Origin of the sequence: Endozoicomonas sp., from assembly GCF_051008435.1 — a bacterium.
Lineage (GTDB): Bacteria > Pseudomonadota > Gammaproteobacteria > Pseudomonadales > Endozoicomonadaceae > Endozoicomonas_A.
Genome location: NZ_JBPCXO010000196.1, coordinates 1 through 18456 on the forward strand (window position 1 = coordinate 1; position 18456 = coordinate 18456).

Genomic DNA, 18456 nt, shown 5'->3' on the forward strand with positions numbered 1-18456 from the left:
GAAAATATGCAGCCGATTTTAAAGAAAATATGACTATTCAGTTTGATAAGCTTCTACCCAGATGGAACTACACTGCCACTCCTGAGGCAGGGTGAAGTCAGGAAGTTATTTTTAGACAAATCCTAAAGGGGGGCACCAGAGCATAACCCTGTTGGAGATTCCACTGACCCATGTAAGTACCCCACCGGGGTTGATTGAACCGGGTCATTTAGTCGAAGTACAGGAGGAGGCGGTGAATTGGAGGGCGTTGTGCCTTTCAACCAATGTAAAGGCTGATTCAGGACGAGTGGTACAAACCATCGAGCTGGAAAGGCACTACTAAGAAGAGTGAATGTTGATTGAGTGGTTGCCGCCGTGAATGATTGGTTTATACTCGTTGTTGAAAGCTCGAAGCCATGTAAAATGGGCACCACGTTATAAGTGTGTTTGATTCTTTATGTATAGATTTGATGTTCTGAGTGTAGTAGCTCGCCATGTTCTTCCATAAGCAATAACAAAACTTCTAGCTCTACCGCCTTTTCTTGTTGAAAAGCACGACAAGGCAATTTTATATTACAAAATTCAGGATATGATTATGTCTACTACTACCGGTACTGTTAAGTGGTTCAACGAAGAGAAAGGTTTTGGTTTCATCGCTCAGGAAAATGGTCCTGACGTGTTTGCCCACTTCCGTCAGATCGTTGGCGACGGTTTCAAAACCCTGGCCGAAGGCCAGCGTGTTGAATTTACTGTTACTCAGGGCCAGAAGGGTCCTCAGGCAGAAGATATTCGTCCTCTGTAAAGGTTGAGCTGCATACAATGTAGCTGACTGGCTTCACATAGGTGAAGTTGAAAAGGCAATACCTCAGGGTGTTGCCTTTTTTGCGTTTAGGGAAGAGTAAAAGGGAAAACCATGGCCACCACCAACATTTGGCAGCAGTTCAAATCATTGATCCCTGAAGGAATGAGAATTGTTGTTACCATCACCGCCAAAAATGGCAATGGTACCAGTCAGGCTCGGCTCAGGGATGGTTCTATTGTGACAGTAAAAGGGGAGTCTGTGGGGGTAGGGCAGAAGGCTTTTGTTCAGGGTGGTGAGGTAAAGGGTACTGCGCCTGAGCTGGCGCAGTATGAGGCGGAAGTTTAGAGAGATACACTCCATTGATTAGAAAGCACTTCAGCCTGCTGCAAACAAAGCTCAATAGCTTCCTTTGCCTGATCCGGTGGGTACTTCCACTTTCGCAAGGCTCTGCGAATAAGATTACGCAGTTTTGCTCGCACACTGTCGCGCACTTGCCAGTCCACCGTCGTACTCTTCCTGAGCTGAGTCGTCACATACTTAGCCAGTTCTCGCAGGTTGTTATCACCCAGTTCTTTCACGGCGGATTCGTTCTGAATAAGCGCTCGGTAGAAGGCAATCTCATCAGTATTCAAGCCAGACTTCTCAGCCAGCTCTGCATCAGCCGCCATATCCTTCGCCATCTTGATCAGCTCTTCAATCACCTGAGCGGTTTCAATGGCGCGGTTATGATATTTACGCAGGGTTTCCATAATGCGGTCAGAGTATTTCTTCTGTGACACCACATCGGTTTTCATGCGTGCTTTCACCTCATCCCGCAGAAGCTTTTCCAGTAGCTCCACAGCCAGGTTCTTCTGAGGCATATTGGCAACGTCTTCCATAAACTCCGGTGACAGCAGACCAATGTTCGGGCGATCCAGCCCCACCATTTCAAAGATATCATCCACACCTTCCGCAACAATGGCGTTGTCGATGATCTGCTTCAGGGCAGAGTGCTTCTCTTCATCAGTACGGCGTTTATCAACTGTGGTGTATTTGCTGATGGCTGCTTTCACGGCAGCCAGGAACGCAATTTCTTTTTTCAGTGGCTCAGCTTCATCCAGCGTACTGCACAAGGTGTACGCTTTACTGATGGCTGCCATTACATCAAGAAAACGCTTCTTGCCATCCAGCTCACCAGAGGCACCTACAAGACCAAGAATATGCCCCATGGCACCGGGCAGCAGTTGTAACGCATTAGTTTCAAACTGGCTGTAGTCAAAGGTCTTGCCGTTCACCTTCGTTGCAAACATCCCCCGCACCACATCCAGCTTTTCTAACAGAATGGCAAAGGCTTCATTAGCATCATGGGTAGGCTGACCCTTACCGCTGGAGCCGGTATAGGTCTTCAGAGCGTGCTTCAGTTCGTTAGCAATGCCGATGTAATCAACGACCAGACCACCGGGCTTGTCTTTAAATACCCGGTTCACCCGAGCAATGGCCTGCATCAGGTTGTGGCCCTTCATGGGTTTATCGATATACATGGTGTGACAGTTAGGCGCATCAAACCCGGTGAGCCACATGTCCCGGACAATCACCAGTTGCAGTGGGTCGTTCACATCCTTGAATCGTTTCTCAAACAGTTTCTTGGTGTCTTTGTTGTAGATATGCGGCTGCAGTTTCTCCTTATCAGAAGCAGAGCCTGTCATTACAATCTTGATAGCACCCTTGGCAGGATCAGCATCATGCCACTGGGGTTTCAAGGCGACGATGGCGTTGTATGTGTCCACACATATTTCACGACTCATGCTGACAATCATTGCCTTGCCGGGCATAGCACTGATTCGATTTTCGAAATGTGCCACAAGATCCTGTGCTATCTGATCTATGCGGGGTTCACTGCCTACCAGCTTCTCCAGTGCCGCCCACTGGGATTTAGTCTGCTCCTGTATTGAGGTTTCTTCTTCTTCGCTCTCTTCGAAAAGAATCTCATCCACCTCATCATTCAGAGCTTCAATCTCATCCTGTTTGATATCCAGCTTAGCCAGACGGGACTCGTAGTAAATCGGCACTGTAGCCCCGTCGTCTACCGCATCCTGAATATCGTAGATGGAGACGTAATCACCAAATACGGCTCGGGTATCCTTGTCTGCCGAATCAATAGGCGTACCCGTAAAGCCAATAAACGACGCTCTCGGCAAGGCATCACGCATATGCTTGGAGTAGCCAAAGGTGTACTTGCCTGTCTTGCTGTTGAATTTAGCTTTATCACCGTACTGACTGCGGTGCGCTTCATCACTGACTACAACAATGTTATGGCGTTCACTTAATACCGGGTGACTGGTCTCTTTACCAAGGAGGGCAAACTTCTGAACAGTAGTAAAAATAATGCCACCAGACTGACGAGAAGCCAGAATCTCCCGCAGATCATCCCGATCATCAGCCTGAACAGGTGTCTGCTTCAGCGTATCTGCTGCCATACCAAAGGTGTTGTAGAGCTGACCATCCAGATCATTACGATCCGTCACTACGACAATGGTCGGGTTGTTCATAGCCGGTTGCGCCAGCAGCTTACCCGCATAACAAACCATCGAGATAGACTTACCAGAACCTTGTGTATGCCAAACAACACCCGCTTTACCTGAGCCGGGTACTACCTTCTCGCCATAGTTGGCCCGAGGTTCAGCAACCGTATTCTCTTCGTCCTGCTGGGATGCAATCACGGTTGCTTTTACTGCTTCACGCACCGCATGAAACTGATGGTAGCCAGCAATCTTTTTAACTATTCTTGCGCTGTCGGCACCTGCACCCCCATCCTGCTCAAACAGAACAAAGTGACGAATGTAATCCATGAACAACTCAGGCTTAAAGAATCCCTGAACCAGTGTCTGCAGACGATACTCAAACAGCGGCTTGTCGTTCTCATTCGCCAGCGTGCGCCAGGGCAAAAAGCGTTCCTTGTTCGCAGTGAGAGAGCCCACACGAGCATTCAAACCATCGCTGACCACCAATGCCTCGTTGAACACAAACAGATCAGCAATCTCTTCCTTGTAGGTCTGCAACTGTTGATAGGCCGACCAGATATCAGCGTTGCTGTCTGCCGGGTTCTTCAGCTCAATCACCGCCAGCGGCAAGCCATTGATAAATACAATCACATCCGGGCGACGGTTGCCTTTCGACCCTGTGATGGTGAACTGATTCACCACCAGAAACTGGTTATTGCTCACCGTAGAGAAATCCACCAACTGCACATAGTCGGTCTTATCCTCAGCATTGCCGGAAGCATCCACCCCTTTAAATTCAACCTTCACCCCTTCCAGCAACCACTGATGAAAGGCGCGGTTGTTCTTGATCAGAATCGGAGTCTCTGGCTTGGCGATTTGCAGTGCCACCTGTTCCAGCGTGTCAGCTGGAATATGAGGGTTGATTATTTGCAGTTGAGTTAATAAACGGTCTTGCAGAATCACCTGACGGTAATCACTGCGTTCGGCAGCGGGTTCACCGGGGGCGATATCGTAGCCGCAGACGTAGTCATAACCGAGGGATTGGAACCACTCTAGGCAGAGCTGTTCCAATTGATCTTCTGTGATCATAGGTTTTACCGTATTAAAAGCTGAAGCGATGTTAGGAGATCAGCTGGCGTTGACGAGCCATTGTGTCATTCATCACAACAACGCAGGAAGGGTTGAGCTTCCAGGTTTTTATCAAAGGATCAAGGTGGTGATTCAATGCGTCCTTGAGTGGGTCCAGCCAATCATCTTTATGCCCTTTAATGACCAGAATAAATTTGAAATCGGCATTAGCGGCTGTGATATCGCTCATTCCCGGCGGAATCTCATCATGCATCTGAGTATTTCTCTCTAACACACCGGCAAGAAACAAGTGCATAGAGTTAATGAATTTTTCACATATATCTTGAATAAAGCTATCAAATTGAGGCTGGGTCTGTGGCCTGGGCGAGCTGGATTTAGCTTCAACTACCCACAGTGCATGAGGGCTTTTTCGAGTTGGACGAGATAGGATAAACTCCGCAATGGCAACGCCCTGCTGAATGCTCTTGTAGCTTTTGCAGGTTTCAATCTGCAGAATATCATTCACAGCAAAAGGCCCGAACTCCATATCGGACTCAGAAATAGTCATTGTCATCAGTCCAGTGCCAACCCTACTTCTTCCTGATATAAACGGACAGATTCACTAATAATACTGTTATCCGGCATGCCATCTTTTAAATCAGCCGAAATCCATTCTCTTCTTTTGTTGTCCTGACAATAAAAAACAGGAATAGACCAATCTTCTTTTTGGGCAATAAGGTACAGTTTTTTCACAACATAATATGAATGGCTGGCAATAAAAAACTGCATCCCTTGTCGGGCTAGTACATTGATAATATCAAACAGCTTGATGATAGCGTCTGGATGAAGTGCAGATTCCGGTTCATCAATAAAGACAACCGAGTCTGGTGTCAGATATTGATTACGAACCAGAGTATCCATGATCCCGATCTTCTTGATGCCCTCGGCGGTAGCATTGATGGAATAACGGGCATTGCCCACTTTGTAAATCCACTCTTTTTTCTGACGGTCATACTCAATGCGTCCAGGGAACATCTTTTCCAGAGCCTGACTGGTCTGTGCCAGGGTATGGTTCATTTTGTCTTGGGGAACATCTTTTTGTAATGCCAGTACTAGGTCAGAATAGGTACTGTCAAAGCCAAACTGCTTTTCCTGAACGGCAGTTTGCAGAATGATCTTTTCTAAAGACAGCACTTCTTTGGGTGGCAGAAAGATAGAGTTTGCCTGCCGTCTCTGAATGCCGCTGTCTTCAAGGTCGTTAACCTGCTTGGTGGTTTCCTGACCAAAGCCAAACCCAAGTGCAGGTTGATTTTCCAGAGTAACTGAAGCAGACAGCTTTTTGCCCTTGCCCTTGGTAACAAGGTCACCCAGTTTGTCTGGCTGAAAAGTCCAGTAGAGCTTATCGCTGAGCACTTCTGACAATGTACGATTATCATGCCCTCGTCCCGCCTCTTCCAAGGTGCGAATGGTCGAATAGAGCGCCTTCAGAAGCCAGGTTTTTCCCGCACTGTTGGGACCTATGATCAGGTTGATCTGGCCGAGATTGTCAGCAGCTACGTGCTCGAGTGGCCCCAGATTGTTGAACTCAAACGCCTTTATCATTATGTTGTCCACCTTCTGTGGTGCCAACGGCAATGGTTCTTGTGGTAGGGGCATTAATACGACCCCTCTGTTAATTGTTGTTCTGGATTCAGCATATCACTTTTTATATTCGGTGCATGGGTTTGTGTATGGGGAGGCAGCTCGCCGGAGAGGAGTTTGGGGAGTAGGGTGTCTCGAGTGCTTTCAAGAACATTATTTTCTGTAGAGTTATTTTCTCTCTTTTCAGCTAAAGGATTTAATAAGGCCTCAAATTTAGCAAAGAGTTTTCCATTATCGTTTGGGTTTATTACAGGTAGCTCTTTAATTTGCTTACCACTTATATGTGGAATTGAGGTGCCCGTTTTGACACTGTCAACATACCTTCGGAAGCTTACGCTGCTTATTAATACTTCTAGCATTGAGCTCCCTATGCTTCCATTTCCTCTGAGCCTTGCCACTCGCTGTACAAGGAGGCATGGAAGATCTGAACTTCCTACTCTCACCCAGTTTTTTCCAACTTTAGAGCCATCCATTCCGATAAGAACATCACCTGACTTCAACAAATATTTTTCAGTATCACTAGTAATCATGGGCCAATACCGTGTTTTTTCACCCCAGAAAAAACGACCCTCTTTAACATTATCACCGCGAGCTAAACGTACTCCTTGATCTGAAAAGTCCTTGCTTTTAAATGCAAAACCTGTGGCAAAATCTATTTCTTTACCTAAAGTGGAAACCTCCCACCCCTCAGGAATCTCCCCCAACTCCGAATCCACCAAAGCATCAGGAAACAGCGCAGCGGTGCTTCTCAGCTGCTCGATCTGCTCCGGGGCAAGCTGCTCCAGTTCTTCTAATGTCTTACCGCTGATGGCACCCATGGCAGCACGTTCAGGGTCTTGCCCGTTCACTTTGGCGGCGATCTTGGTGCGGGTGGGGTCGAAGTCCACAAACCAGCTTTTAAAGATGGCCTGAGCGATCTGTTCGAGGGTTTGGTTGGTTTGGCGATTGATCTGTATTTTACTATCAATAGAAGAAAGTATTTCTACAATTGCAATTTGCACCGCTTTATCAGGGACCCTGATCGTTAACCCACGCTGCGAGGTCAAGCTGAGATAATCAGCCATATCAGTTTCACCTTTTCTAGATGAAATCTGATTTAAAAAGTGTCTAGATTGTAATTCATAATATAGAAAATCAGGCACTATAAATTCATGATTTAGAGATCGCCAAAAACTTGTTTGAGGCGAACATACGAAGTCGGGGCTGCCCTCGGGAACGAAAGCTAATTTTCCGACGGTTCCTTTCGTAGACAAGATGGTATCAAGATCTTTGCCTACCCCTTTTCTAATTCGATTGAATGCAATATCGTTTATTTTCTCAGCACTTTCAAACTGAACTAAGCTAGCTCCAAGATCAGCCGCACGAATAAATGCAACACCATCGTTGGAGAACTCATTTTTTCGCGGTCGGTATTCACCATGATTACCATCTTGAACAAGTAGCAAACCTTTTTTTTCTAGTTCACCAACGTTCCATTCTGTCCAATCAGACATGATAACCCAACCCCGCCAAGTTCACCTTAATCTCAGCTTCTAACCGATCCGACTCAGCAAACTGTTCCTTCAACTGCCCAGTCAACAGAGCCATTTTCTCAGCGAAGGGCACGCCATCATCTTCTTCCGCCGCTGCACCCACATAGCGCCCCGGTGTCAGTATATAGTCGTGTTTTTCCAGCTCTTCCAGCTTGGTTGATTTTACAAAACTCGCTTCATCTTCGTAGCTCTCACCACTCTGCCAGTTGTGGAACAGTTCGGTGACTTTGTTCAAATCATCCTGAGTAAAGTCACGCAGTACCCGGTCTTTCATATAGCCAAGGTTGCGGGCATCAATAAACAACACTTCTCCTTTACGGTTACGCAATTTGCGACCTCTGGAGTTGGTGCGTTCACTCTTGTTCTTGGTCAGGAACCAGATACAGGCAGGAATCTGAGTGTTGGTAAACAGCTGTCCGGGCAGGGCAATCATGCACTCCACCAGATCATTCTCAATAAGTGCCCTTCGTATCGCTCCTTCATTGTTTGTGTTGGAACTCATGGAGCCGTTCGCCAGCAACAAGCCCATACTGCCGTTAGGTGCCAGGTGATAGAGCATATGTTGCAACCAGGCGAAGTTGGCATTACCAGAAGGCGGTGTACCGTATTGCCAGCGTGGGTCGTCGTCGCTGACGCCGGTATCCCACTCCTTCATATTAAACGGCGGGTTAGCCATCACAAAGTCGGCTCGCAGGTCCGGGTGCTGATCGTTGGTGTAGGTGTTGGCAGGCTCTTTACCAAAGTTAAAATCAATCCCACGAATCGCCATGTTCATGGCTGCCAGTTGCCATGTAGTGTGGTTGTATTCCTGACCGTAGATGGAGACATCACCAATGCGCCCTTTATGAGCACTGATGAAGTGTTCACTCTGCACAAAGAAACCACCGGAACCCATCGCCGGGTCGTACACTCGGCCTTTAAAGGGTTCCAGCATCTGGACAATCAGACTGACGATGGATTTTGGTGTATAGAACTGGCCACCTTTCTTCCCTTCTGCCAAGGCAAACTGACCGAGGAAGTATTCGTACACATGGCCGAGGATGTCTTTGGAATCCAGAGACTCATGTTTGAAGGGCACCGTGGCGATCAGGTCGATCAGTTCGCCGAGTTTGGATTGGTCGATCTGCAACTGTGTGTAGCGTTTGTTCAGTACCCCTTTCAGTTTGGGGTTGTCATGCTCGATGGCTTCCAGGGCGTTATCAATCAGTTGGCCAACAGAACGGATTTTTTTGGTCTTCCCTCCTGAAGAGCCGCCTTCGCTAACTTCCAGTTCACCGGTAATAACGACTTTGTTCTGGTTCTGCAGAAACTCCCAGCGTGACTGTTTGGGTACCCAGAAAACATTGACCTCGGTGTAGTAATCCCGCTCTTCCAGTTCTTCAGCGATAGCTTCTGCGTACTCTTCACCGTCTGCACCATCGAATTCTTCTGGATCGAGAAAGTATTCGTGATCTTCGTTCTTGAACTGTTCAGTCAGCTCTTCGCGACGGATATCAAAAGAGTCTGACACGTATTTCAGGAATACCAGGCCCAATACCGTGTGTTTGTACTGGGCGGCATCGAGGGTGGAACGCAGCTTGTCGGCACTGGTCCAGAGTTTTTTCTCAAGGCTGTTGAGAAATTGTTGTTCAGTCGTTTTCATAAGAGGGCTTTAATAATGAAGAAAGGGGGAATTAATTCTGATCTTTGTTGGGCTGCTCTGAGAGCGATGCCAGTGTCTTGAGTTTCTGGTTGCTGTTCTTGAGAGGCTGGCTGATAGATTTCTCCAGCTGATGAATGTGCTGAATCATCCACTGGACCATTTCTGGCCAACTGGCTTTGTTGTAGCCGTCATAGTCTTTCTCAAAGAGAATAATGGAAGCCTTTTTATCGTCCATGCGATTCCAACTCAGTGTGTCACCAAAAGTCGACTCAATGTCAGCTTTCTGCTCCTGTAACGCATCAAAGAGAAACTTGTTTTCTTCCTGACTTCCACGGCTGATATTCAGTTGAACCTTTGCTCCATTTTTCATAAACAAGCACTGATAGGGCGCGCCACTGCAGCCCGAACCAGCGGATATCCAGTGAGCCCCGGTAGGATTTACGTTGTTGAACAGGTTGCACTGACTCTCTTTGACGGCGTTCAGATACTCTTCCCAGTAGGCCAGTCGCAGGTGATGGCGTTTTTGCAATTCGCCCTGGGTATTTTTTTCTTCCTGTTCCTTCTCGGCAATGCCGACCATATAATCTTCCGCTTCCTTGACTGGAATGATCTGGTCTATGTTCAGGAATAGCTGCTCACCCAGAGAATAGGGAGTGGCTTTAAAACACTGAATGCGGATTTGATGGCTGAGCAGCCAGAGTGCCGTTGAAGTGACCTCCCTACGGAAATTGGCAGCGACAAAGATGATTCGTTGCTGATTGCCAGGATTAAGCACCAGCTCTTCGAAGTCCAGATGGTCAAAAAACTCGGAAAGCTTCTCCCTGGCTTCTGCTCCACTCTCATAGCGATCAAGATAGTTCTGGTAGACCTCAACGATCTGAGTTTTTGATAGGTTGGAGCAGTAGGATGCGTACTTCAGTGCTTGCCACACAACGTCTCTGCCTGAATCATCCAGTTTGTTTTCTATAACGACCAGGTTGCCCTTTTTGTCCAGAGCCAGAAGATCCAGGCGCTCGCGGGTTTCGTCAAAGCCGTTAAACTCCTTTTGGATGATTAATAAATCTTCACCCAGAGCGGAAGGCTCCTTGGCTATCCATTCTTGCAGATGCTCTCGTTCCCGAAAGCCTAGCTCTGAGAAGCTTCTGGCTGCCAGCATACTGACAGCGTTGCTGTTCTTATCGATTAGATACATAGATTTGGTCGTTTAAAAGAAAGCACGCTACCGCCCGAAGAGATTGCCTTGGTCGTCTATTGAACAGGCAAAGCGTGGTTCTCGGTAGCTAGAATGATAAATTGTAAGCCCAATAGACTACTGAATTTAACCATGAATGTATTTAGTTATATTTTCTGGTGGGAGGGAGTCAGTTGGTAGTGAACCCCTGAATTTTCAGGGGCCTTAAGCAGTTAGCGGGATTTTATGTTGATACTACGGGCACAAACTGGTAGCCCTGGAATTTGCTGTCCATAGCCAAGCTGTATGGGCACTACCGGTAAGACGGGTTACCGGTAGCTTGGGATTGAGGCAAGACTTCTCGAAGCAGTGGAAACGGCCATCAGGCCGATTTTATAGGTTCAAATAACACCTGCAAATCTTCCGCCGTGAGCGTCTGTTTTTTCTTGCGCCCGGTGTCACCATAGAGTGAGTCTGCGATGGCTTTTTTCTTTTCCTTCAGAGCCTGAATCTTTTCTTCGACCGTGCCTTCCGTCACCAGTTTGTAGACAAAGACGGGTTTATCCTGACCAATACGGTGAGCACGATCGCTGGCCTGTTCTTCCACCGCAGGGTTCCACCAAGGGTCATAGTGTATAACGGTATCGGCGGCAGTAAGATTCAGTCCGGTGCCCCCGGCTTTCAGACTGATCAGGAATACCGGCACACTCCCTTCCTGAAAGTCCTGAATGGGTTGATCGCGATTACGGGTCTGCCCTGTCAGTTTGACCCATTGAATACCAGCTATTTTCAGGCGTGCTTCAATCAGCGTCAGCATGCTGGTGAATTGCGAGAAAATCAGAATCTTTCGGCCTTCCTCCACTATGGGCTTAACCAGAGTCATGAGCAGATCGAGTTTTGCGGAATCCTTGATGGCTTCTGCCTGTTCCAGTTTTACCAGTGATGGATCACAGCAGGCTTGGCGCATTTTCAACAGAGCATCCAGTATGACAATTTGTGAGCGAGCGAGTCCTTTCTTCTCGATTTCGGCCTGTACCCTGGCTTCCATACTGGCCCGGATGGTTTCGTAAAGATCTCTCTGAGGGCCTGACAGCTCTGTAGTTCGGAGTATTTCGGTTTTTGGCGGTAGCTCTTTAGCCACCCGTTCCTTGTTCCTGCGAAGCATGAAGGGGGCAATACGCTTTTGCAGTCGCTTGGATTGTTCCTTAAGGTTGTGTTTTTCAATAGGCGTTCGGTAGAAGCGGGTAAACTGATCACGAGCACCCAGAAAGCCAGGCATTAAAAAGTCAAACAGTGCCCAGAGCTCTCCTAAATGATTCTCCATGGGCGTTCCGGTCAGGCACACTTTGTGACTGGCTTGCAGGCATCGAACTGCTCTAGCACTTTTGGCATTGGAGTTTTTAACGGCTTGAGCTTCATCCAGCACCAGCATGTGGAAAGTGGTTTCGGATAATTCTTGATAATCTCTCTGCACGACACCATAGCTGGTGAGTACCAGATCGGCGTGCTGGATAGCATCGCTTTCTCTTCGGGTTCCGTGGTGAATATGGACGTTCAGATCGGGGGTAAATCGTTGCGCTTCCCGTGCCCAGTTATGAAGCAAGCTGGTAGGACAGACCACCAGACTGGGTTTACGGTTTTTTGAACGGTCCAGACATTGTTTTTCCAGTTGTAAGTGAGCCAGTGTCTGCAGGGTTTTGCCCAGGCCCATATCGTCTGCCAGTATGCCATTAAGACCGTATTCTCTCAGAAACTGAAGCCAGGAGAGACCCTGTTGCTGATAGGGTCTCAGTTCTGCGTTAAGATTTTTAGCCGGTTTGACTTTTTTCAGTCTCTTGAATTTTTTCAGCTTTTTTCCCAGCTCCAGCAGCTTTTCTCCGCCGGACCAGGGCAGATCCAGGCCATTATGCAGTTCTTCCCAAATCTCGGCATGGTGGGTTTGCAGGCGATAGTCGTTTAATGGGCGGTCACCGAAGAGCTCCAGTAGAGTGCCCAGAATCAGGCTCAGGCGTTCAGCGGGTATATTGATAAACTGTCCACCGGGTATCTGAATGGGCACCGGTGTATTATTGGCCATGGATTTCAACTGGGTCTGGTCGGGCAGTGCATCCAGTTGCCTGGCCAACAGTGGCAGCAGGTCTATTGACTTGCCATCAATGTTAAAACCGAGTTGCAGGTTGAACCAGTCGTTTTCTGACTCTTCAAGGCCCGCATACCAGTCGTCCTCAGAGAGGGTTTCGAACTGAAAGGGAAAGCTCTCATCTATTTCAATCAGCCAGCCGTTGTCTTCCAGTTCTGGTAACATCTGATTCATGAAAGCCAGCCAGAGCTTCTGGCTTTGCAGGCCTGGAGGCCCCATCACCAGATCATGATCCAACAGCTGTTCCGTTATGATTCTCTTTCGATACGATGGTTGCAATTTTGGGGGAAGCTGTTTGACGAATGTCTGCTCAGTTTCGCGTTGGCGGGGTATAACGGTTTGCTCGTCATCTTTTGAGGGAAGGGTATCCAGGGCACTGGCGTGAGAAACTCTTTGGCCATCATAGGAGAACGATAGTTGTGCACGGGCTAATGTTTCTTCAGTCGGACTTTGATCCTTCCGAAGCGTGGTTGATTCTCCGGTCCATGGAATGCCGTCCAGCCTGAGAACCGGTGTTGGTTTTATCATCCGTGCAGAGATTTTTTTAGGAAGTGCAATACTCTGGTTGTCAGGATCATTCATCAAGCTTGAAAGGACTTTTGAGGCTTCTTCCACACCTTTGTTATCCAGAGGAGGGGCATCCAACAAGGTTTGCAGCAAGACTCCGTTTGGGACATGGGTTAGCTCGCCACACTCTGCTTTATGCTCGAATACTTTCAGATAGCTGGGCGGTGTCGTGGCCAGAAGATTCAGATGATGACCTTGATGATCCATAAGAGCGGGTTGTTGTAATCCCTTTTCATCGGCTTGCCACTGAACTTCCCCACGTAATGGGTCTGACCGTTCTACTGTTATCCGCTTTTCAAGGTCAACCAGACAGCGACCTGTATTGATGATACAGCTCAACAGCTCAGAACCTGGTTCCCCTTTCAGGCTTAATTCACTGCCATAGTAGCTCAATGAACCGTTCACCCAGGCTGTTTTGATGATTTTTTTGTCAATTTCGTTAATGCTCACAGGCCAGTTGTTATTTTGAATGCAGTGGTAAGCCCCGTTGTAAATATTGGGTTTACCAAATCCGCCTTTTTTCAGGTAGCGTGAAAGGTAAAGTCTGACTGAGAAAGAATGATTTTGGCCATATCGACCAGGCTCTAAAAAATAGACCAGACAGTTTGTGGTGGGGCGGTTTGCTGAGAGTGGGTCGTTATGTGATGACTCTGATTTCGGTTTGCTAACTGCCTTTAATTGTGTGAGCCATCGGTTTCTGCTGTTTTCCAGTCTGGACTCTTCAGCAGAAAGGCTGAGGCTTCCTTCATTCAATAGGCCCGGAAGGCTTTGCTTTATTTGTGCTTTGAGTTCTTCCAGTGCCTGAGCGTCTTTTTTGGGGATGAGCGATTGAGCCAGATCCGTGATCATTTCCTCCAGCTCCGACTCCGTATTGTCCCAGTTTTCTTCACCCAGCAATGCATTCATTCGATCTGCGCCAAAATGCTTTTCTGCCTTCAGCAGAAGGGCGCAGATGTGTTTGCAGTTGAATTGCATGGGGCAGGTGCAGATACCTGATATAGGGTCTTCATCAGGATCATCCGGATAGGGGTTCAGTTCAATATCGACCAGATAGACCTTGCCTCCTGACCCTTTGACTTGCCCACTTAGAATGCCTGTCTCATCATCCAGCTCCAGGGAAATAACTTTATTTCGACGGAAGTAGTCCAACCCCCGCTGGGCCGTTTTGGCGGTGAACAGGTCAATGAGGTCGAGATTCAGTGAGTGCATAAAGTCTGATCAGGAAAAGATAAAAGAGCGATGATAGCAGCTGGTGGGGTTGTAGATAAGTTTTAGTTTAAATTTGTACGATCGTTTTGGTGGATGAGGTGTCGTGGAAGCCGTCGTATAAAAGCAGGATCGTTAGTGATATTCTGGTTTTCTGTCCGCTTGCCTCCGAATATCCTCATGCTAAAAAACACCCTTCAGCACCCTCAACCTCAAACCGATCATCAACCCATGGTGTATCTGCAAGGCTCTGTTGAAAGGGTGACGTTTCATAGTGAGCAGAGCGGTTTTTTTGTTATCCGGGTCAAGTGTAAAGGACAGAGGGAATTAGTGACCATGACGGGTAATACCCCGTCGGTCACACCGGGTGAGTTTGTTGATGCCTCAGGAGTATGGTTTAACGACCACAAGCATGGCGTACAGTTTCGGGTCAAACACATCAAAACTGTTACACCTAACACTCTTGAAGGCATTGAGAAGTATCTGGGGTCAGGGATGGTCAAGGGTATTGGCCCACACTTTGCAAAACGCTTGGTGAAGGCCTTTGGGGAGCAAGTGTTTGATATCATTGAACAGAGTCCTCAGCGGCTCCTGGAACTGGAAGGTATTGGTAAAAAGCGTCGGGAGAAAATAACCTCAGCCTGGTCTGAGCAAAAAGTAATACGGGAAATTATGGTGTTCCTCCAGTCTCATGGAGTGGGAACAGCAAGAGCCGTTCGAATCTATAAAACCTATGGTGATCAATCTGTAGCTAAAGTCCGTGAAAATCCTTACCGGCTGGCACTGGATATACATGGTATTGGTTTTAAAACGGCTGATCAGTTAGCTCAGCAGCTGGGTATTGATCGTGTCTCCCTTATCCGTGCTCAAGCGGGCGTTCGGCATGTACTGCAGGAATTTTCTGGAGACGGGCACTGTGCCCAAAGATTTGAATCCCTGGTGCTTGAGGCCGTTAAACTGTTGGAAATTCCTGAAGAGACCATCAAACAGGCGGTTCAATGTGAAATCAATGAAGAAAGACTGACGCCTGAAAACATTGATAATAAGCCCTGTCTGTTTTTGACGCCATTACACCGGGCTGAAGTCGGGGTTGCCAATCATGTCATGCGATTACTGCATGGCTCTTCCCTGTGGTCGGACATTGATCTGGAAAAAGCTATTCCCTGGGCAGAAGAAAAAAACAAAATCCAGCTTTCAGGTTCACAGAAACAAGCTGTCGGGCAGGCTGTGAAGCAGAAGTTCTGCATTATCACGGGGGGGCCAGGGGTGGGAAAAACAACAGTGGTGAACAGTATTCTGAAAATCATTCAGGCAAAGCGTGCTAATGTAACTCTGTGTGCACCTACTGGCAGAGCAGCTAAAAGACTCTCGGAGTCAACAGGGCAGGAGGCCACTACTATTCACCGCCTGCTGGAGTTTGACCCAGGTGCCTTTGATTTTAAACGCAATGCAGAAAATCCACTGGAAACCGAGCTCCTTGTTGTAGACGAATCCTCCATGGTCGATGTTGTCCTTATGAATCAGCTGCTCAGAGCAGTGCCCGAAGAGGCAGCTGTATTGCTTGTAGGTGATGTTGACCAGCTGCCGTCGGTTGGTCCGGGCTCAGTTCTGAGCGATTTGATTGAATCCGGAAAAGTGCCTGTGGCCAGGTTGACTGAAATTTTTCGGCAGGCTGCGACATCGCGAATCATTACAGGAGCCCATGCTATCAATCGGGGGCAGCCACCCAAGTTGACCCGAAAGGGAGAAGATACCGACTTTTTCTATATGAACGGTGAAGAGCCAGAGGAAATTTTCAGCAAACTCATGGCCGTAGTAACCCGTCGGCTACCTGATAAGTTTGGATTGGACCCAGTCAATGACATTCAGGTTTTAGCTCCGATGAATCGTGGCGGATTGGGTGCAAGAAGTTTGAATGTGGCCTTGCAGGAAGCTCTTAATGCCCAGTCTCATCCGAAAGTGACACGTTATGGCTGGACTTTTGCTCCTGGAGACAAAGTGATTCAGACTGTGAACAATTATGATAAAGAAGTGTTCAACGGTGATATTGGTCGTGTCAAGAGCATTGATGTAGAAGAAGGTGAGCTTATGATGGTGTTTGAGGGGCGGGAGGTTTTATACCAGGTCAGTGAACTGGATGAAGTTTCTCTGGCTTATGCGACTACGATCCATAAAAGTCAGGGTTCTGAGTACCCTTGTGTCGTCATTCCCATGGCTATGCAGCATTATACTTTGTTGGAACGTAACCTTTTATACACCGGTGTCACTCGCGGAAAACAGATGGTGGTTCTCATTGGTCAACCCAAGGCTGTGGGAATGGCGGCAAGGAACGTCCGTTCAGCCCGAAGAATGACTAATCTGCGGGCGCGACTGGCATAGAGTGTATGGAACAATTGTTTTGTATTCTGGGTTTATCAGAACAGTGTGCTGTAGGTTCCCCGCCCACCGCCAGATTTAAAGTTAGAACAACGCACTCATAGCTCAGCTGGATAGAGTACTCGGCTACGAACCGAGCGGTCGAAGGTTCGAATCCTTCCGAGTGCGCCATATTCAAAAAGCCCGTATTTTTACGGGCTTTTTGTCGTTCTGGGGGTTGGTTTTTTCTGGCTCTCTGCCTGTTTTTTAATCTCTCATTGTCTTATAACTGCGTACTTGGAAAATTCTCAAAAAAGCCGATTTTTGGCTGTTTTGGGGCTATTTTTTCTCTCTCTTCTCTAAATAACGTACTTCGGCCACTTTGAAGTACGCTACTTGATTTCCCTTTTATAATCAGTTGGTTGTCGGTGGTTTTTGGCCATTCGAACGGGTGTTTAGTTCGCACTTTTGTAGCGGTATGTGCGGGGAACCATCGGCGAACTTTGGCGGAGTGATTTGATTATTTGTTATGCTCCGTTTCCTATATTCGTATTAAGAGTTGCCCATTACAGGAAGTACCAAGTGAGTCGAAAGTTAATTATTTTTGGAAATGGTCTTGGTATGGCTTTAGACCCAACCCATTTCAGTCTCGAAAATGCTCTAGATGAAATTTGGAGCACCCAAGGTTTCCTCTCAGATACACAAAAGAAGTTGATTTCCAAGTGTACGGGGAGAGATGAGCATCCCAGTGGGGAGAATGACTTGGATAAGCTGCATTTGGCAGTGAACTCATGCCAAACACTGAATCGAATTGCCGGAGGAAAAGTTCACTGGCTATCCGATGATGGTAAATACTTTCCAGATATCACTGCGAACTACATCCACAAAGTAGCCACTCAGTTGCATAACTATTCGGGTGAGCTTCCGACAGATTTCACTGCTCCGTTAATTGAATTCGTCAAAACAACAAAGTCGCATGTTGCTACGCTAAATTATGATAAGCTCATTTACTCTCCTTTCATTGAAGAGAATGTATTGCAAGGATATGACGGAGCTCTTGTAGATGGCATGCTCTCAACAGGATTCTCATCTGATGCGCTAGAACGTCTATTCAACAAGGACTTTGGCTACTATCTGCACTTACATGGTTCACCTCTATTCATGAATAACACATTGGGTGTTAAGAAAATGAATAGAGATCAACTTTTTGTGGATGATTATGACCGTATAGGCAGACATGTTGTACTTACACACGTTGAGCACAAGCCATCGGTTATAGCCAACTCACCAGTGCTTTCAGTTTATTGGGAATACTTGAGCTTCTCTCTTTCTGAGGCCGAAGAGATTATTATTTTTGGATATTCTGGCGAAGATATTCACTTAAACAAGCTTCTCAAACCATATTCAAAATCTAAAACCATCAAAGTTGTTGAATGGTCTGGCTCAGGAGATCAAAAGTCGAGAGAACATTTCTGGACTCAACAGATAGGAAAATGTGACAGCCTCATACTGCTAGACAACATCCTCACCTTTACGAGCTGGTGACGGGTCGGATATAAGTGGTTCTATGTTGCCGGAAAAGAGACTGGTACGGCAGAATAGGCTGCCGAAAATCGGCACTTACTTTAATCTTCCGATATACCCAAAGCCTTCTTCTGCTCAGACCAGAGCAAAGGAAAAGGCTTCATAAAATCAGCCAGCGTTAGCCCACCCAAACTGCTGCCATCAATGATGGCTTCCTGGATCTCTGGTGACAGGGTGGTCAGGCGCAGGATTCGGGAGGCATAGCTTACACTGGTAATCCCTTCCTTCTGGGCCAGTACTTTCAGGTGCTGCTCTTTGCCGGACTCCAATGCCTTCAACCATCGATGCG

Annotated in this window: 12 protein-coding genes and 1 tRNA gene; 5 read left to right on the plus strand and 8 right to left on the minus strand. The window is 47.4% G+C overall.

The features are described 5' to 3' along the window. Positions 1 to 574: 574 nt before the first annotated feature. Entirely contained in the window at positions 575 to 781 is a 207-nt protein-coding gene (cspE, locus tag ACR2PX_RS09735; RefSeq protein ID WP_062266710.1) for a transcription antiterminator/RNA stability regulator CspE, read from the plus strand. Between the two features lie 111 nt (positions 782 to 892). Continuing rightward, positions 893 to 1126: a hypothetical protein gene (locus ACR2PX_RS09740; RefSeq protein ID WP_433999166.1), complete on the plus strand. Its 234-nt coding sequence runs from the start codon at positions 893 to 895 to the stop codon at positions 1124 to 1126. On the opposite strand, the gene ACR2PX_RS09745 is transcribed toward ACR2PX_RS09740, so the two are convergent. From ACR2PX_RS09745 to ACR2PX_RS09775, 7 genes are all read right to left on the minus strand, one after another. After that, on the minus strand, positions 1123 to 4350 hold the full coding sequence (locus ACR2PX_RS09745) for a type I restriction endonuclease subunit R (RefSeq protein ID WP_433999167.1): 3228 nt from the start codon (positions 4348 to 4350) through the stop codon (positions 1123 to 1125). The two genes, ACR2PX_RS09740 and ACR2PX_RS09745, sit on opposite strands and share 4 nt — an antisense overlap. 31 nt (positions 4351 to 4381) lie before the next feature. Beyond that, positions 4382 to 4897, minus strand: a complete 516-nt coding sequence (locus ACR2PX_RS09750) for a hypothetical protein (protein ID WP_433999168.1) — start codon at positions 4895 to 4897, stop codon at positions 4382 to 4384. Between the two features lie 5 nt (positions 4898 to 4902). Continuing rightward, positions 4903 to 5931 carry an AAA family ATPase gene (locus ACR2PX_RS09755; RefSeq protein ID WP_433999169.1) on the minus strand — a complete coding sequence of 343 codons (1029 nt, stop codon included), beginning with the start codon at positions 5929 to 5931 and terminating at the stop codon, positions 4903 to 4905. A gap of 53 nt (positions 5932 to 5984) precedes the next feature. After that, positions 5985 to 7463, minus strand: a complete 1479-nt coding sequence (locus ACR2PX_RS09760) for a restriction endonuclease subunit S (RefSeq protein WP_433999170.1) — start codon at positions 7461 to 7463, stop codon at positions 5985 to 5987. Next, positions 7456 to 9144: a type I restriction-modification system subunit M gene (locus ACR2PX_RS09765; protein ID WP_433999171.1), complete on the minus strand. Its 1689-nt coding sequence runs from the start codon at positions 9142 to 9144 to the stop codon at positions 7456 to 7458. The genes ACR2PX_RS09760 and ACR2PX_RS09765 overlap by 8 nt, the downstream gene beginning before the upstream one ends. A gap of 31 nt (positions 9145 to 9175) precedes the next feature. Beyond that, the gene (locus tag ACR2PX_RS09770) at positions 9176 to 10336 is read right to left on the minus strand and encodes a DUF4268 domain-containing protein (protein ID WP_433999172.1); all 1161 of its coding nucleotides are present in this window, start codon (positions 10334 to 10336) and stop codon (positions 9176 to 9178) included. A 361-nt stretch (positions 10337 to 10697) separates the two neighbouring features. After that, the gene (locus tag ACR2PX_RS09775; RefSeq protein WP_433999173.1) at positions 10698 to 14231 is read right to left on the minus strand and encodes an SNF2-related protein; all 3534 of its coding nucleotides are present in this window, start codon (positions 14229 to 14231) and stop codon (positions 10698 to 10700) included. Positions 14232 to 14408: 177 nt separating this feature from the next. Here ACR2PX_RS09775 and recD2 point away from each other — a divergent pair, with 177 nt between their 5' ends. The 3 genes from recD2 (at position 14409) to ACR2PX_RS09790 (ending at position 18128) form a co-directional block, all read left to right on the plus strand. Further along, positions 14409 to 16607: an SF1B family DNA helicase RecD2 gene (recD2, locus tag ACR2PX_RS09780; protein WP_433999174.1), complete on the plus strand. Its 2199-nt coding sequence runs from the start codon at positions 14409 to 14411 to the stop codon at positions 16605 to 16607. Positions 16608 to 16698: 91 nt separating this feature from the next. Beyond that, positions 16699 to 16775 (plus strand) — tRNA-Arg (locus tag ACR2PX_RS09785). Positions 16776 to 17165: 390 nt separating this feature from the next. Next, positions 17166 to 18128: a hypothetical protein gene (locus ACR2PX_RS09790; protein ID WP_433999175.1), complete on the plus strand. Its 963-nt coding sequence runs from the start codon at positions 17166 to 17168 to the stop codon at positions 18126 to 18128. An 80-nt stretch (positions 18129 to 18208) separates the two neighbouring features. Here ACR2PX_RS09790 and ACR2PX_RS09795 read toward each other — a convergent pair. Then, positions 18209 to 18456 (minus strand): hypothetical protein (locus ACR2PX_RS09795; RefSeq protein ID WP_433999176.1); only part of this gene is annotated, 248 nt, incomplete at its 5' end.

What these genes read in the sequence shown, in the direction of transcription:
- cspE (WP_062266710.1), top strand. Translation starts at nt 575, where the DNA reads ATGTCTACTACTACCGGTACTGTTAAGTGGTTCAACGAAGAGAAAGGT.
- ACR2PX_RS09740 (WP_433999166.1), top strand. Translation starts at nt 893, where the DNA reads ATGGCCACCACCAACATTTGGCAGCAGTTCAAATCATTGATCCCTGAA.
- ACR2PX_RS09745 (WP_433999167.1), bottom strand. Translation starts at nt 4,350, where the DNA reads ATGATCACAGAAGATCAATTGGAACAGCTCTGCCTAGAGTGGTTCCAA.
- ACR2PX_RS09750 (WP_433999168.1), bottom strand. Translation starts at nt 4,897, where the DNA reads ATGACTATTTCTGAGTCCGATATGGAGTTCGGGCCTTTTGCTGTGAAT.
- ACR2PX_RS09755 (WP_433999169.1), bottom strand. Translation starts at nt 5,931, where the DNA reads ATGATAAAGGCGTTTGAGTTCAACAATCTGGGGCCACTCGAGCACGTA.
- ACR2PX_RS09760 (WP_433999170.1), bottom strand. Translation starts at nt 7,463, where the DNA reads ATGTCTGATTGGACAGAATGGAACGTTGGTGAACTAGAAAAAAAAGGT.
- ACR2PX_RS09765 (WP_433999171.1), bottom strand. Translation starts at nt 9,144, where the DNA reads ATGAAAACGACTGAACAACAATTTCTCAACAGCCTTGAGAAAAAACTC.
- ACR2PX_RS09770 (WP_433999172.1), bottom strand. Translation starts at nt 10,336, where the DNA reads ATGTATCTAATCGATAAGAACAGCAACGCTGTCAGTATGCTGGCAGCC.
- ACR2PX_RS09775 (WP_433999173.1), bottom strand. Translation starts at nt 14,231, where the DNA reads ATGCACTCACTGAATCTCGACCTCATTGACCTGTTCACCGCCAAAACG.
- recD2 (WP_433999174.1), top strand. Translation starts at nt 14,409, where the DNA reads ATGCTAAAAAACACCCTTCAGCACCCTCAACCTCAAACCGATCATCAA.